9 protein-coding genes are annotated in these 13,340 nt (G+C 63.7%); 7 read left to right on the forward strand and 2 right to left on the reverse strand.

Features of this window, described 5'->3' with window-relative positions:
• Nucleotides 1-390 precede the first annotated feature (390 nt).
• The 4 genes from JQ632_RS38000 (at nucleotide 391) to JQ632_RS38015 (ending at nucleotide 7,250) form a co-directional block, all read left to right on the forward strand.
• Nucleotides 391-1,200, forward strand: coding sequence for a phytanoyl-CoA dioxygenase family protein (locus JQ632_RS38000; protein ID WP_212407836.1), 810 nt, complete (start codon nucleotides 391-393; stop codon nucleotides 1,198-1,200).
• 507 nt (nucleotides 1,201-1,707) lie between these two features.
• A complete protein-coding gene (locus tag JQ632_RS38005) occupies nucleotides 1,708-2,988 on the forward strand; it encodes an HlyD family efflux transporter periplasmic adaptor subunit (RefSeq protein ID WP_312015708.1) in 1,281 nt (426 codons plus the stop codon).
• A 12-nt stretch (nucleotides 2,989-3,000) separates the two neighbouring features.
• Nucleotides 3,001-5,184 (forward strand): glycosyltransferase, encoded by a 2,184-nt coding sequence (locus JQ632_RS38010; RefSeq protein WP_212407838.1) that lies wholly within the window; start codon nucleotides 3,001-3,003, stop codon nucleotides 5,182-5,184.
• A 236-nt stretch (nucleotides 5,185-5,420) separates the two neighbouring features.
• The gene (locus JQ632_RS38015; protein ID WP_212407844.1) at nucleotides 5,421-7,250 is read left to right on the forward strand and encodes a diguanylate cyclase domain-containing protein; all 1,830 of its coding nucleotides are present in this window, start codon (nucleotides 5,421-5,423) and stop codon (nucleotides 7,248-7,250) included.
• Between the two features lie 102 nt (nucleotides 7,251-7,352).
• Here the strand turns inward: JQ632_RS38015 and JQ632_RS38020 are convergent, their stop codons facing one another.
• Nucleotides 7,353-9,311 carry a bifunctional diguanylate cyclase/phosphodiesterase gene (locus JQ632_RS38020; RefSeq protein ID WP_212407839.1) on the reverse strand — a complete coding sequence of 653 codons (1,959 nt, stop codon included), beginning with the start codon at nucleotides 9,309-9,311 and terminating at the stop codon, nucleotides 7,353-7,355.
• Nucleotides 9,312-9,481: 170 nt separating this feature from the next.
• Complete coding sequence (locus JQ632_RS38025; protein WP_212407840.1) at nucleotides 9,482-9,847, reverse strand: nuclear transport factor 2 family protein; 366 nt, start codon at nucleotides 9,845-9,847, stop codon at nucleotides 9,482-9,484.
• A 102-nt stretch (nucleotides 9,848-9,949) separates the two neighbouring features.
• On the opposite strand from JQ632_RS38025, the gene JQ632_RS38030 reads away from it, so the two are divergent.
• The 3 genes from JQ632_RS38030 to hemC all read left to right on the forward strand — a co-directional run bounded on the left by JQ632_RS38030 (nucleotide 9,950) and on the right by hemC (nucleotide 13,225).
• Nucleotides 9,950-10,540: a TetR/AcrR family transcriptional regulator gene (locus JQ632_RS38030; RefSeq protein ID WP_212407841.1), complete on the forward strand. Its 591-nt coding sequence runs from the start codon at nucleotides 9,950-9,952 to the stop codon at nucleotides 10,538-10,540.
• Nucleotides 10,541-10,601: 61 nt separating this feature from the next.
• Entirely contained in the window at nucleotides 10,602-12,218 is a 1,617-nt protein-coding gene (locus tag JQ632_RS38035) for a GMC family oxidoreductase (protein WP_212407842.1), read from the forward strand.
• A gap of 26 nt (nucleotides 12,219-12,244) precedes the next feature.
• Nucleotides 12,245-13,225, forward strand: a complete 981-nt coding sequence (hemC, locus tag JQ632_RS38040; RefSeq protein ID WP_212407843.1) for a hydroxymethylbilane synthase — start codon at nucleotides 12,245-12,247, stop codon at nucleotides 13,223-13,225.
• Nucleotides 13,226-13,340: the final 115 nt, after the last annotated feature.

The raw sequence follows: 13,340 nt of genomic DNA on the forward strand, positions 1-13,340 counted from the left end.
GCCCATGCCGGGCAGGCGGCCGAGAGATCGCGAGCCCAAATTTTCAGATCTCTGCCCCGGCTGAGAGCGTCGATCCTACCGACTTCTGCAACAAAATCGGCCAGATGCGGACTCTTGTCTTTGAGTCTTGCACCGCTCGCCTCAAGCCGTTTGTTGATCCTTCAAACCTGTCCGTGCTACGCTAAAACCCATGATGATCCGCGCATCCGATATCGTCTCGGTCTTTTTCCTCAGCCGCTAACAGCGGTGCCCGCTTCGAGGCGGGTGGAAGGAGAGAGCGTGCTGGGCAACTGCCTGGCCGCCTATCCCACATTCCTGGACCGATGAGCCGTGCCCAATGTCGCATCACGCGGCGACAGGTGACTGGCCTGCAACGATAAGAGGATATCCATGCCTGCTGATGAACATGCGTCGATGCGCGCACTCAGCGATGATCAGATACAGCAATTCATTAGCGACGGATTCGTCCGCATCGACCGGGCGTTTCCGCGCGAGCTTGCCGACGAGGCCCGCACCATCCTATGGCGCGACACGGGCTGCGATCCCCACGATCAGGCGACCTGGGCAAAACCGGTCATCCGGCTTTCCGGCTACAAGGACGCGCCGTTCCTGAAGGCGGAGCGCACGCCGGTGCTGCACGCCGCGTTCGATCAGATCGTCGGCGAAGGCCGCTGGCGTCTGGGCTCGCTGGGCTTCGGGGGCACGTTTGTCGTACGCTTCCCCCATCCGGATGAGCCCGGAGACGCCGGTTGGCACATCGATACAAGCTTTGCCCCCGATGGCGGCGATCCAAATGAGCGGCGCGCGAATGTAAGGTCGCGCGGCCGCGCCTTGTTGATGCTGTTCCTGTTCTCCGACGTCGGCCCACGCGACGCCCCAACGCGGATAAGGGTGGGATCACACATCCACATGGCACGCTTCCTCGCGCCAGCAGGCGAGACTGGGATGTCACAAACGGAAATGGCGCTGGATCGGATGGGAGCCGAGCGGCCCGAGGCGCTGGCGACGGGGGAAGCCGGCACCGTCTACCTTTGCCATCCGTTCCTCGTGCACGCCGGGCAGCGCCACCAAGGGACGGTGCCGCGGTTCATGGCCCAGCCGCCGCTGCATCCCGCGGAACCCATCCGGCTCGAGCGGGTGGACGGCAACTATTCGCCAGTTGAGATCGCGATTCGGCAAGCGCTTCAGGGGGCGGCTTAGCGGAATAACTCCGACCGGCCCCGAGGCGTCGGCCCAGCAACCAAAATCCAATAGATCGTCGAAAGGCGACTCGCCGCTGGTGCGAACTTCTTGAGGTTCGCACCAGTTCGCGCAAAGGGCGAGGTCCTTTCTGGGTCCAGTACCAGACCTTTCAGTACCTGGAGCGGCGCCCGTCATCAGCAAATTCAAGGTTCTGTTGGACGGAGGAGGTCGCCAAAGGCGGCGCACCGCCTCCAGGCCGGAACAAGCCGGCATCCTGATTTCTGGTCGGGGGCCGTAGTCGTCCGGTTTTGACACGGCTTAACCTAATGTGGTGAAAGCTAGGCACACTTCTCTCGGTTGTGAAGACGAGTCTGCCGTCGCGGCGAGTCCTGATTTCGACCAGCAGAAATGCTGTCGAGCTGCTCAGTGCCTCAAAGCGCAGACCTCATCCCAACGCTCGAGCCCGCGGCGATCGGCTTGCGCTTCGGGCAGACGCAGCGACCAAAGCCCATTGGAGATCCAGCCGTGGTTCGCTTGCATGTCGAACGCTTCATTCGCAGCCGGATTGTTCGGAGATCCCTGGCGCTCGGGATCATCGCGCTGAGCGGATGGGCCCTGTTGCCCTATGTGACCTACCGGATAGCTCCTTCCGCCTATGTCAATGCCGAGCTCATGCGGGTGACTGCGCCGATCGCGGGTCAGCTCTCGCCCGATCTTCCACGCAAGGGTGAGTATTTCGAGCGCGCCCGGATGGTGCAGCTGGTCGAGGCGCGTTCGCCGGATCGCCGGCACCTCATGGACCTTGATCAGCAGCTTGCCGTGTCCACCAAACGCGCTGAGCTCGCACGTCGGCAACTCGAGGAAATCGCCGAGCTCGATCGCAAGCTCCGCGAGCGGAGCGAGGACTATCGCTTGGGGATGGTCGCGCGCCTGAACCACGAGATCGGCGAAACGGAAGTTGAAAAAGGCGGCTGTCTCGCCGAGGCGCGGCAGCGGAACGATGTCGCGGGCCGGATGGAGAGGCTCGTGAAGCTCGGCATCAGTTCGCAGATCCGCTCCGGTGAGGCCCAAGCCTCGCAGGAGGCAACCGCAACGCGGTGCCAGATGGCCGATGCACGCCTGCAGCGCCTCAAGACCGAGTTGGGGGCGGCCGAGAAGGGCATTTATCTTCGTGGCGATGCCAACGACGTGCCGTATTCCCAGCAGCAGCGCGAGCGGCTTGTCCTCCGCCGCCAGGAGCTCGAGACGGACCTGTTGCAGAACAGCTCACGTGCCGCGCAGCTGGCCGCGGAAACCGCAGAGGAACGCACGCGACTTGATCGTCTCGATCACTACGATCTGTCCTTGCCCGCGGCCCACGTGGTCTGGTCGGTCGCGGCCAGCCCAGGCTCGATGGTCACGGAAGGGCAATCGGTCTTCGATTTTGCAGATTGCGAACGCCGGTTCATCGTCGTTGAACTGCCCGAGCGCGATTTCGAGAAGATCAAGGCCGGAGATGCGGCGACCGTCCGCCTGATTGGGAGCCGCGAATGGAAGACCGGCCAGATCCGGCAAGTCCGCGGATCGGCGGCATACGGCGATGATCGGCTGCTTGCGGCGCGGGTGCCGCGGCCTGATCCGGGTAACATTACCGTTGAGATATCGCTTCCGCCCAGTGAGACGTCGGCCGACCGCAACGGCTCCTGCGATATCGGACGGTTGGCTGAGGTGCGCTTCGAGCGCAGAGCCGACGGCCTGCTACGATTGGTCAGCTCGAAGTTGAAATGGCTGACTGCTCGCCTGGAGCTCGACCAATCCTCCCTGTGAGCGAGATGTTCCATGCAGGCCACGATTCTGCCTCTCACTCAGCTGTTCGCGCCGATGCTGGGCATCTTTGCGGCGATGTACCTGTTGGCGCCGACCTTTGCGGTCGCGCGCCCTTGGGCGCGTGCCGCGGTCTTCGTCGCAGTTTGGCTTGTGGTCGCCCGCTATCTCGAATGGCGTATTTTCACCACCGTGCTGCCGGCAAGCGGGACCTGGTATCAGGTCGGCTGGATCTGGTTCTGTCTCTTCGTCGAGCTTTTGACCTTCACGGATCAGTTCATTCTCTATCTGACGTTCCTTCGCAGGACCGATCGCCGCAGCGAAGCAGATCAGCACGAGCGTCGGCTTCGCAGCCTGCCGGATGACGAGCTGCCCTCGGTCGACGTCCTTATTCCGACCTATGACGAGCCATTCGAGGTGCTGGAAAAGACGATCACTGGCGCGCTGTGCCTGGACTATCCAAACGTCCAGATCTGGGTCCTGGATGATGGTCGCAGGCCTTGGCTCAAGGAACTCTGCGAGCAAAAGGGCGCCGGCTATCTCACGCGCGCCGACAATTTGAATGCCAAGGCCGGCAATATCAATCATGCCCTGACGAAGACGAGCGGCGAGTTCTTCGCGATCTTTGATGCGGACTTCGTGCCGCAGCGCAATTTCCTGATGCGCACGATGGGCTTCTTCGCCGATCCGAAGATTGGAATCGTTCAGATCCCGCACACCTTCTACAATGAGGACCCGATGCAGGCGAATCTCGGCCTGCACAGGGGGCTGCCGGACGAGCAACGATTCTTCTTCGATTCCATCATGCCCGCGCGGGACGGCTGGGATGGTGCCTTCTGTTGTGGTTCCAACTCCGTCACGCGTCGCGCAGCGCTCCGCGCGGTGGGCGATGCCTTGCCGACCCAGTCCATTACGGAAGACATCCTGCTGACGCTGGTCCTGCTGCGGAAGGGGTACGTCACCCGCTATCTTCGGGAACCCCTGGCGATTGGACTGGCGCCGGAGAGCCTTGACGCCTTTTTCGTGCAGCGGCAACGCTGGGCGCGTGGCGCGATCCAGACGCTGTATCTCGCCGCCGGCCCGCTCGGCCCCGGACTGGGCTTGATGCATCGGCTCCTGTTCTTTCCTGCGCATTGGCTCTCAATGGGCCTGCGGGCGCTCGCGGTCGTGGTGGTTCCGATCGTGTTCATGTGGACGGGCCTCGCGCCCGTCGTCGACGTCACTCCTGAGTCGGTCTTCTACTACTTGTTCCCCGCGATCCTGGCGCTCAACGGCGGCATCTCCTGGTTCGCGCCGCACGAACATTTTCCGCTCGCCGCTCAGGTGTCGGCAACCATCCAGAGCTTCAAGCTCCTGCCGACGGTGCTCGGGACTCTCGTCAAACCGACGGGGCATGCGTTCAGGGTGACGCCCAAGGGAGCTGCCGCGCGGCGCTCAAGCTACGCCGCTGAGATATTCTGGCCGTCGGCGGCCCTGATGGCGTTGACGGTTGTCGGCCTGGCCCTGAACACCATCCCGGAATGGCGGATGATCGATCATCCGGCCGCCTTGCCGATGGTCGCCTTCTGGTCGGTCGTGAACATCGTCGTGCTCTTCTTCGTCTGCATGACCTCGCTGCAGGCGCGGATGGGACGTGCCGAGGAGCGGTTCGATATCGACGAATCAATCCTGATCCAAACGGAGACCGGTGAGCACTTGTCCGGGCGCGTGAGCAACATCTCCCTGTCCGGCGCCGGCGTCCTCCTCGATTCCAGCGCTGACGGTCCTCGTCCCGGAGAACCGCTGCGCGTGCACGTCATGCAGGTGGGCTGGATCGACGCGACGATTGTGCAACAAAGAGGCCGGCTCGTCGGGGTGCAGTTCAAACTGCCGCAGTCGCTTGAACGAGACCTGCTCATCCGCAAGCTCTTTACCGTCGCCCGTCTGAAGGGGAACGGTGTCATCGCGTGCTCGGTGAACAGGGCGATGCTCAAGAACATCTGGTCAATGGCCGCTCCGTTGCCTCACATTGTTACAACCGGCGCCACCCCCGCATCGCATTCGCCGTCTGAGCGTCTGCCGGCAGAGAGCCTGCTCATTCGACCTCAACCGCGGATCGACGATTTGGCACATCTTGCCGGAGTTCGAAGCGGGCATCCGGCAAGTTTCACTGAACCTGGCTTTGGCCCGGTAGCCGGCACGGCGCTCAAGCTGAGCTGATTGCGGTTGGTCCGTCGACCGCTCCGCGAGCTGGTCGATTGATACACAAGCCGTTTGTGAATGCCGTCGGTCTCCTTCCATGTTCTGCCACAAACCTCAACCGAAATAAGCAAGCCTGTCTTACCCAAGGCTTAGGGTTCCAGGGGTGGAGGGAACATCTCTTGACCGATCACCGCAGCGATTTTCGCCAGGGGCGTCTGACGTTCTGGGCCTCGGTTTTTGTGGCGGTCGCCTGCATGGCGATTGTCGCGCTCAGCGGCTGGCGGGAGTGGTCGTCGCGACTGACGGTGCTGCAGAACTCGGAAACGGACATGGCCAATCTGGCCCGATCGCTGACGCAACACGCGGACGATACGTTCGAGCTCACGGACACTGTTCTAAATGTGCTGGTTGGCCAACTCGAACTGGAGGGGACCGGCCCCGCGGCAATCGCCAAGATTCAGACCTTACTTTCCCGCCGCAAAGCCGCGAACCGGATCCGCGCCGTGTTCGTCTATGACGAGACCGGCCGCTGGCTCGCAACCAGCGAGCCCGTGGATTTCGTCGGCCTCAACAACAGCGACCGGGACTATTTCCAGCATCATCGTGCCGTGGCTGACCGAGGAACCCTTATCGGGCATCCGGTGAAGAGCAGATCGGGCGGGCAATGGATCATCACCGCGTCAAGGCGCTTCAACCATCCTGATGGCAGTTTTGCCGGAGTCGCCCTTACGACGATCGATGTTGACTACTTTCTAAAGTTTTATCGCGGATTTGACGTGGGCCAGAACGGTTCAATTGCGCTCGCGAGCGCCAATGGCGTTATCCTCGCGCGTAGCCCGGACAACGGATATACGGGCCGCGACCTGTCGAGTGCTCCGCTCTTCAAGAATCTCCGCGAGCGGCCGGCTGCGGGCGTCTACTACTTCACGTCGCCGCTCGACAGCGTTCGGCGTCTGAGCTTTTATCAACTGAGCAGTCGCTACCCTGTTCTCATGGTTGCCACGGAATCGGAAGATGACGTCTTGGCCCCCTGGCGCAGAGCCGCGCTGACACGCATCACTGCGGTACTGGGGCTGACAGGTGGGCTCGCCGTCGCGGGGCTCCTGCTGGTGCATCAGTTGCACCAGCGGCAGAAGATGGCCGCTGCTCTGGTCGCCAAGGAGGCCGATTTTCGCCTCCTCGCGGAGGCGTCGGGAGACATGGTCATGCGCATAGGGGTTGATGGACGGATCCTCTATGCATCACCGTCCAGCGCGCGAGTTCTCGGCTGGGCTCCGAACCAATTGGTGGATACGTCAGCCCTCGCCGGCGTCAATCCCGCGGACCTGGCCCGGGTTGAGCACACGATCTCCGCGTTGAAGAACGGCGAGGCCGAGGAGGCGAGGATCGCGTATCGCACCCGTCATCGCGAGGAAGGAGAAATCTGGATCGAAACCGCGCTGCGCATCACCAGGAGTCCCCAGAGTGGCGACATCAACGGCGTGGTGGCGATCTCGCGCGACGTGACCGAGCATAAGGATCTCGAGGAAAAGCTGGCGGCTCTCGCCATTTCGGATGGCCTGACGGCATTGGCGAACCGCAGACACTTCGACGAGCGGATGGAGACGGAATGGGATCGGGCCAGGCGCGAAGGCGCACCTTTGTCGCTGCTGCTGATGGATGTCGATCATTTCAAGGGGTTCAATGACCAGTACGGTCATCAGGCGGGCGACGCGTGTCTTCGCTCAATCGCCAGGATCCTGGTGGAGCAGGCCAGACGCCCGGCAGACGTGGCGGCCCGCTACGGTGGTGAGGAATTCGCCCTGCTGTTGCCGAACACCGATGCTGAAGGTTGCGAGCAGGTCGGCGAACGAATCCGGCGAGCGATTCAGGAACTCGGCATCCTGCACGCGCTCAACCCGCCATCCAGGCAAGTCACCGTGAGCATTGGCGGCGCAACACATGTTCCACCGACCGACAAGGCAGATTGTACGTCATTGATAGCGGCTGCTGATAAGGCGCTCTACACCGCCAAGGAGAGCGGGCGCAACCGCATCGTGATGTCAGGGCAAGTCGTCGCGTGGCCCGGCTCGATACGGGCTTGAAGCTGATGTTCATGGGTACTGGCCCAAAACCATGATCTCCGCGCAAACGCGTTCCGCGTTTGTCGCGAGGGAAAACCGCTGCGCACTTTTCCGGATCCCGCTTTAGGCGGCGTATATCGCCCGATGCTTCTTATCGAATAGCGCCAAGACCTGATCGGCCGCCACCGGCCGGCCGATGAGATAACCCTGGACTTCGTCGCACTGGGTCTGGCGCAGATATTCGAGCTGGTCGGCGGTCTCGACGCCTTCGGCGACCACGCCGATCCGCAGGTCCCGCGCCAGCGAGATCACCGACTTCACGATCGCGGTGCAGTCCGGGTGTATCAGCATGTCGCGGATGAAGGACTGGTCGATCTTGATGCGGCTGAACGGCAGCTTGCGCAGGTAGGTGAGCGAGGAGAAGCCTGTCCCGAAATCGTCGAGCGCGACCGTGACGCCGAGTTGCAGGAGCGAGTTGAGGATCGATACGGCGGAGCCGTATTTCGACAGCAGCATCGATTCCGTGATCTCGATCTCGAGCCGGTTCGGGGCGATCTTCGCGTCGGCAAGCGCCTGCACGATGGTCTGGAGGATGCCGGTGTTGTGAAACTGCGACGCGGAAAAGTTCACGGCGATCCGGATGTCCCCCGGCCAGTCCGCCAGCGTTGCGCAGGCGCGCCGGATCACCCATTCGCCGATCTCGTGGATCAGCCCGGTCTCTTCGGCGATTGGAATGAATTCGCTGGGCGGGACCAGTCCGCGCTGCGGGTGCTGCCAGCGCAGCAGCGCCTCGAAGCCGGTGATCCGGTTCTCGTCGAGATCAAGGAACGGCTGATAGACCAGGAACAGCTCGCCGCGCGCGGTGGCGCCCTCCAGGTCCGATTGCAGTGCCTTGCGGTCGCGCGAGGCCTTGTCGTCGCTCACTTCGAAGAAGCAGACCGTGCCCGGCCCGGCCTTCTTGGCGCGGTAGAGCGCGGTGTCGGCATTCTTCATGATGTCGAGCGGCGCGTTGCCGTCCCGCGGCGCCAGCACGATGCCGACGCTGGTCGCCCCCAAGATCTCGCATCCCTCGATCAGGAACGGCTCAGTGAAGGACGCCACGAAGCGCTCGGCCATATCGAGCGCTTCCTCCGGCCGCGTCAGGTTGGACATCACCAGCGCGAACTCGTCGCCGCCGATGCGCGCGACGTGCTCGGCGGCGCGCGTGCAGCGTTGCAGCCGGCTCGCGACCTGGACCAGGAATGCGTCGCCGGCGGGGTGGCCGAACCTGTCGTTCACCTCCTTGAAGCGATCGAGGTCGAGCAGCAGCACCGCGAATTCCTCGCCTGACAGCGCCAGTCGCCTGAGCGCGGCTTCGAGCGTCTCGTTGAAGGCGAACCGATTGGGCAATCGGGTCAGAGGATCCTGCCGGACCGTGCGCTCCGCCTCGATCTGCCGCATGACACGCCGCGCGAACGAGAATGAGTTGATGAACACGCCGCGCAGCAGCACGGCTCCGTAGACCACCACAAGGAATGCAATCAGCAGAAAGGCCAGATCGCCGCTCCTGCCGAGGCATATGGCGATGCCGAGGAAGATCGGGGCCGTAAAGGCGATGGCGGCGATCGGGATCGTGGCGAAGGCGAGGGCACCGCCGGCCAGCATTCCCGAGCAGAGGCAGGTGATGACGAGCTGGCCGCCGCTGGAGGCGTTGGCGAAGAAGGCTGCCGGCACGACGCCCCAGGCCGCACCGAGCAGGAATGCATTGCGCACCAGCCGTTGCATGGCGCGACGGGAGACGAATTGCGGCTTGATGATGCGGCGCGACCTGTGGGATTGCAGACCGAATGCAATTGCGCCGGTTGCCACCACGATGGCCCAGGCGAAGACGAACTTCCGGTCCGGCGAATACCAAAGCGCGACGGCAAGCACCGTCGCATTGCAGGCGTTGGCCAGCATGATGCCGACGGAGTAGCCGAGCACGAGCGACATCTGCTCGGCGCGGATATGGCCGGCGACGGCTTCGTCGGTGGCCGGTCCGCCAAAGACGGACAGTTCGCCGGCGAACAGCCGTGCGAAATAGGAAGTCAGTTGGGTCCGCATTCCAGAGCCTGCAGCAGCATTGGCCGGTTTCCGGCTCAGGCCGGAGAATTTGCTGCAAACCTTTGAAAAACTATGAATTATCCCACATGGCGGGGAGATTGCCGCGCGGAACCCGCAGCATCGATAACAAATCGATACAAATGCCGGCGTCCTTCGGTTCCAGCGTGGCGTCAGCGCCCCAACTGCTTCGGATCGTAGAAAAAACGTTCCTCGAGCAGTCTGTCACCCTGCCAGGTCTGCCAGGCGATCTCCTCCAGCGTCCGCGTCACGCCTTCCGCGTTGGTGAAGGAGAATCTCCAGCGCGTGGCGACGTTGTCGCCTTCGATCAGGCTCGGACCGATGCGGACGGCCTTGACCTCCTTGGTGCGCGCCAGCACCGCGCGCTCCTTGGCGACGAGGTTGTCGCGGCCGACCATGGGCTCCGCGAGGTTCTCATAGGTCGCGGCATCGGGCGTGTAGTAGTCGAGGATCGCGCCGACGAAGTCGCCGTCCTCCAATCGCTTTGCAAAGGCTTCGACGATCTCGCGGCTCGGCATGGCACACCTCACGACAAAAAACCGACTTATAGTCGGTAAATACCGACCGTCAGTCGAAAAGTCAACTGGCCGGAGAGGTCGAATTCGACTACAGGGAATCTCATGGCGAAACAGGCAGAGCGGCGGGCTGCGACGACGGAGGCAATCCTGGCGGCGGCGCGCCGCCTGTTCGGGGAGCGGGGCTTTGCCGCCACCACCATGGACGACATCGCCGATCAGGCTGACGTCGCCAAGGGCGCCGTCTATCACCACTTCAAGACCAAGGAGGCGCTGTTCGAAGCCGTGTTCGACCAGGTCTCCCGCGATCTCGTGCAGGAGATCGATCGCGCGGTCCGCGGCGAGAAGGACGTGCTCGCGATGATGGTCGCAGGCACGCAGCATTATTTTGCCGCCACCGCCAAGGGCGCGACCGGCCAGATCATCCTGCATGACGGGCCTGCGGTGCTCGGCTGGGAGCGCTGGCGCGAGATCGACGCGCAGCATTTTGGCGGCAAGATGCCCCGCGCCATCGCAGCCGCCATGGAGGCCGGCCTGATCGCGCGCCAGCCCGTCGAGCCCTTGGCGCGGCTGCTGCTCGGCGCGGTCACGGAGGCCGCAGTCGCCTGCGCCGGACGCGCCGACATTGCAAGGGCAGGGGCCGAATATGCCCGTGCGTTCAAGTCGCTGGTCGAGGCGCTGCGCCGCCGCGAATGAGTGTGCTAAGGGGATTCCCGAAACGCCCGCATCCATAATCAACAACAAGAACCGTTAAGCCATGACCGCCCAACTGCAATCCGCCCCCGAATTCGACTACATCATCGTCGGCGCCGGCTCCGCCGGCTGCGTGCTCGCCAACCGCCTGTCCGCAAGCGGCAAGCACACGGTGCTGCTGCTCGAAGCCGGGCCAAGAGATTCCAACATCTGGATCCACGTGCCGCTTGGCTACGGAAAACTGTTCAAGGACAAGCGCGTCAACTGGATGTACCAGACCGAGCCGGAGCCCGAGCTTGGCGGACGGCAGGTGTTCCAGCCGCGCGGCAAGACGCTGGGCGGATCGAGCTCGATCAACGGCCTGCTCTACGTCCGCGGCCAGCATGAGGACTATGATCGCTGGCGCCAGCTCGGCAATGCCGGCTGGGGCTATGACGACGTGCTGCCCTATTTCAAGAAGGCGGAGAACCAGGCGCGCGGCGCTAGTGAGTATCACGGCGCGGGCGGACCGCTGCCGGTGTCTGACATGATTTTGACCGATCCGTTGTCGAAGGCATTCATCGATGCCGCCGTCGAGACCGGTCTGCCCTACAACGCAGACTTCAACGGCGCCTCGCAGGAAGGCGTCGGCCTGTTCCAGACCACGACGCGCAACGGCCGCCGCGCCTCGACGGCATTTGCCTATCTCGGTCCCGCAAAGGCCCGCGGCAATCTCAAGGTCGAAACCTCCGCGCTCGGCCAGCGAGTGCTGTTCGAGGGCCGCCGCGCGGTCGGCGTCGAATACCGGGTCGGCGCGGAAGTTCGCCGCGCGCGGGCGCGCAAAGAGATCGTGCTGTCGAGCGGCGCCTACAACTCGCCGCAACTGTTGCAGCTCTCGGGCGTCGGCCCGGCCGAGTTGCTACGCAAGCACGGCATCGATGTCGTGCTGGACGCGCCGGGCGTCGGCCATGATCTCCAGGACCACATGCAGGTGCGCATCGTGATGCGCGCCTCGCAGCCGGTTACGCTCAACGACGCCATCAACAACCCGATCCGCCGCACGCTCACCGGCATGCGCTATGCGCTGTTCCGCCAGGGCTGGCTGACGATCGCGGCCGGCACGGCCGGCGCGTTCTTCAAGACCAGCCCGCGGCTCGCCTCGCCAGATATCCAGGTTCATTTCCTGCCCTTCTCGACCGACAAGATGGGCGAGAAGCTGCATGATTTTTCCGGCTTCACGGCCTCGGTGTGCCAGCTCCGTCCCGAAAGCCGCGGGTCTTTGCGCATCCGGAGTGCGGACCCGACTGTGCCGCCGGAAATCCGCATCAACTACATGTCGACCGAGACCGACCGCACCACCAATGTCGAAGGCCTGAAGATCCTGCGCAAGATCCTGAACGCGAAGGCGCTGAAGCCGTTCGTGGTCGGGGAGGTCGATCCCGGGGCCAAGGTCGCGACCGATGCCGAGCTGTTGGATTTCTGCCGCCAGCGCGGCAGCACCATCTATCATCCGACCTCGACCTGCCGTATGGGCAATGACGCGCTGGCGGTGGTCGACCAGCGGCTGCGGGTGAAGGGCATCGAGGCCTTGCGCGTCGTCGACGGCTCGATCATGCCGGATCTCGTGTCCGGCAATACCAACGCACCGATCATCATGATCGCCGAAAAGGCCTCGGACATGATATTGGAGGATGCGCGGTAAACGCGATCTTCAGAGGAGCACACGGCTTGGCTACACGGTTTCGGATCGGCACGCGCAAGAGCGCGATGGCGCTGGCACAGACGGAAGAGATCGCGCGCCGCCTGACCGCTGCCGTGCCCGGTCTCGACGTCGAGATCGTCAAGTTCGACACCACAGGCGATACCGACCAGACCAGCAAGCTGTTGCCGCATGGCGGCAAGGGCGGCGCCTTCGTCGCGCAGATCCGCGCCGCGGTGCTCGCTGGCGAGCTCGACGCGGCCATGCATTCGCTGAAGGACATGCCGGGCAACGAGGACACGCCGGGGCTGGTGATCGGCGCCACGCTGTCGCGCGATCCGCCGACCGACGCGCTGGTGCTGCGCGAGGGCGTCTCGCTCGATGCGATCAGGGCCTCCCGCGGCAAGGGTTTCAAGCTCGGCACCAATGCGGTGCGGCGCGCGGCCTATGCGCGGCGGCTGTTCCCTGAGGTGGAGGTGATCCACTTCCGCGGCGCCGCCGACACGCGCGTGCGAAAGCTCGACAATGGCGAGAAGCAGCGCCTGCCGGACGGCGGCGCGGTGGGGCCTGCCGATGCGCTGATCATGGCGCGTTCGGGCCTCGACCGTGTCGGTCTCGCGCATCGCATCGCCTATGAGTTTTCGCCTGCGGAAATGCTGCCGGCAGCAGGGCAGGGCATCGTCGCGGTCGAGTGCGCCGCGCAGGATTGGAAGACGCGAAAGATCCTCGCGGCGATCGACGATCCCGCAGCGCATCTCTGCGCCGATGCCGAGCGCGAGGTGCTGTGGGTGCTCAACGGCCACTGCAACTCGCCGATCGCGGGCTATTCGACGATTACCGGCACGGAGATGTCGCTCAGCGCCTCCGTGCTGGATCTCTCCGGCAACATCTTTATCGAGGCATCGCGTAGCGGCCCCGCGAACCGACCGCGCGAACTCGGCCGCGCAGTCGGGCTCGACCTGCTCGCGAAGGGCGCGGCCGAGATCATCGAGCGCAGCCGGCCGCGCTGAAGCGCGATGAGTTTAGGTTGAGTTGGCGCCGCATCGGGTGTCCAGCGGATTGATTGGTAACAAAACGGACCGGATGGATTGGTAACAATCGTTCACGGTTCCTTCCTCTGCGTTG

The organism is Bradyrhizobium liaoningense, from assembly GCF_018130955.1.
Lineage (GTDB): Bacteria > Pseudomonadota > Alphaproteobacteria > Rhizobiales > Xanthobacteraceae > Bradyrhizobium > Bradyrhizobium liaoningense_C.

Coding starts and splice junctions, on each gene's coding strand:
- JQ632_RS38000 (WP_212407836.1), top strand. CDS start 391: ATGCCTGCTGATGAACATGCGTCGATGCGCGCACTCAGCGATGATCAG.
- JQ632_RS38010 (WP_212407838.1), top strand. CDS start 3,001: ATGCAGGCCACGATTCTGCCTCTCACTCAGCTGTTCGCGCCGATGCTG.
- JQ632_RS38015 (WP_212407844.1), top strand. CDS start 5,421: ATGGCGATTGTCGCGCTCAGCGGCTGGCGGGAGTGGTCGTCGCGACTG.
- JQ632_RS38020 (WP_212407839.1), bottom strand. CDS start 9,311: ATGCGGACCCAACTGACTTCCTATTTCGCACGGCTGTTCGCCGGCGAA.
- JQ632_RS38025 (WP_212407840.1), bottom strand. CDS start 9,847: ATGCCGAGCCGCGAGATCGTCGAAGCCTTTGCAAAGCGATTGGAGGAC.
- JQ632_RS38030 (WP_212407841.1), top strand. CDS start 9,950: ATGGCGAAACAGGCAGAGCGGCGGGCTGCGACGACGGAGGCAATCCTG.
- JQ632_RS38035 (WP_212407842.1), top strand. CDS start 10,602: ATGACCGCCCAACTGCAATCCGCCCCCGAATTCGACTACATCATCGTC.